We start from the raw sequence: 1706 nt of genomic DNA on the forward strand, positions 1-1706 counted from the left end.
GGCCCGGCGGCGGGGCGGGCGCACCCCCCGTCCGCCCCCCCCCCGTGAGCCCCCCGGGGCGCCGCCCCGCCACCCCCCGGGCCCGCTTCTGGTCTGCCTGGCGGGGGTGCACGATCGCTCCGCCGCCGACGCGCTGCGCGGCATGCTCTTCGTGATCGACAGCGCGGACCTGCCGCCGTCGGACGATCCCGACGAGTTCTACGACCACGAACTGGAGGGCCTGGCGGTGCGCGACACCGCGGGCACCGAGATCGGCACCGTCACCGAGGTCCTGCACTCCGCCGCGGGTGAGCTGCTCGCCGTGCGCGCCGTCGAGGACGGCAGGCAGATCCTGATCCCGTTCGTCACCGCCATCGTGCCGACGGTCTCGGTCGCCGAAGGGCTGATCGTGATCGATCCGCCCGAGGGACTGCTCGAGGAATGAAACTCGACGTCGTCACCATCTTCCCCGAGTATCTGGAGCCGCTGCGCACCGCGCTGCTCGGCAAGGCCATCGACAAGGGCCTGATCTCGGTCGATGTGCACGATCTGCGCCGCTGGACGCACGACGTGCACAAGTCCGTCGACGACTCGCCCTACGGCGGCGGTCCCGGCATGGTCATGAAACCCACCGTCTGGGGCGACGCCCTCGACGAGGTCTGCCCCGACGAGGCCCTGCTGGTGGTCCCCACCCCGGCGGGCGTGCCGTTCACCCAGGAGACCGCGCACCGCTGGTCGGCCGAGAAGCACCTGGTGTTCGCCTGCGGCCGTTACGAGGGCATCGACCAGCGCGTCTTCGACGACGCGGCGCGGCGGGTGCGCGTCGAAGAGGTCAGCATCGGCGACTACGTGCTGATCGGCGGCGAGGCCGCGGTGCTGGTCATGGTCGAGGCCGTGGTCCGCCTGCTGCCCGGCGTGCTCGGCAATCAGCAGTCCCACGAGCAGGATTCGTTCTCCGACGGACTGCTGGAGGGCCCCAGCTACACCCGCCCGGTGAGCTGGCGCGGCCTCGAGGTGCCGCCGATCCTGCTCTCCGGCGACCACGCCAAGGTGGCCGCCTGGCGACGCGAACAGTCACTGGAGCGGACCAGACAGCGCAGACCCGACCTGCTCGCGCCCGAAGAACCGCGCCAGGACGGCTGAGCCCCGCTCACTCCGCGGGTGCGACCGCCACGCTGCCGTCCGTGCCGGGAATCAGCAGCCCCCACGGCGCGACCTGCGGCGCCACCTGCTGCCGCCGGACCGGCATGGTGACGATCGGCTGTTCGCCACGGACGCTCGGTCCCGGGCCCGCGATCACCGTGCGCGCGCCGGTGCCCAGGTCGTAGGCGACCAGCCACACCGGGCGATCACCGCGACGCTGCTGCGCGGTCGCCAGCAGGATATTGCCGGTGACCCCCGGTGTGATCGGCACCAGCTCCTCGCGCTCGTCCAGCGGCGCCGTCCAGCGCACCCTGCCGTCGGCTTCCTCCAACCGCATCTCGGTGTTCTCTGCGAGCGTCGTGCTGTCCATGACCAGGGAGACGCCGTCCGGCCGTGGCAGCCGGTAACGGGAGCCGGGGGCGGCGGGGCGCCGGGCGATCAGGCCGCCGGTCGCGAGGTCGAGGACCTCGGTCTCCCCGCTTTCGTGCTCGATCGTCAAGGTGTTCGCCGATTCGATCACCATGATCTGCTCGCCGGTGAGGTGGCGCTCCCACCGTGTGGAACCGTCGACCGGGTCGAGGGCC

The 1706-nt window shown here is 72.2% G+C and carries 3 protein-coding genes; 2 read left to right on the forward strand and 1 reads right to left on the reverse strand.

Translation table 11 applies throughout. The features are described 5' to 3' along the window. Together rimM and trmD are read left to right on the forward strand one after the other, a co-directional pair. On the forward strand, positions 1-424 hold a 424-nt coding region (rimM, locus tag QH283_RS27135; protein WP_432420786.1), incomplete at its 5' end, for a ribosome maturation factor RimM. After that, positions 421-1122, forward strand: a complete 702-nt coding sequence (gene trmD / locus QH283_RS27140; RefSeq protein ID WP_280505771.1) for a tRNA (guanosine(37)-N1)-methyltransferase TrmD — start codon at positions 421-423, stop codon at positions 1120-1122. The genes rimM and trmD, both read left to right, overlap by 4 nt. Before the next feature lie 7 nt (positions 1123-1129). On the opposite strand, the gene QH283_RS27145 is transcribed toward trmD, so the two are convergent. Then, positions 1130-1706 (reverse strand): PQQ-binding-like beta-propeller repeat protein (locus QH283_RS27145; RefSeq protein WP_280505772.1); only part of this gene is annotated, 577 nt, incomplete at its 5' end.

Source organism: Nocardia farcinica (genome assembly GCF_029867845.1).
In the GTDB taxonomy this organism is placed as follows: Bacteria; Actinomycetota; Actinomycetes; order Mycobacteriales; family Mycobacteriaceae; genus Nocardia; species Nocardia farcinica_A.

Coding starts and splice junctions, on each gene's coding strand:
- trmD (WP_280505771.1), top strand. CDS start 421: ATGAAACTCGACGTCGTCACCATCTTCCCCGAGTATCTGGAGCCGCTG.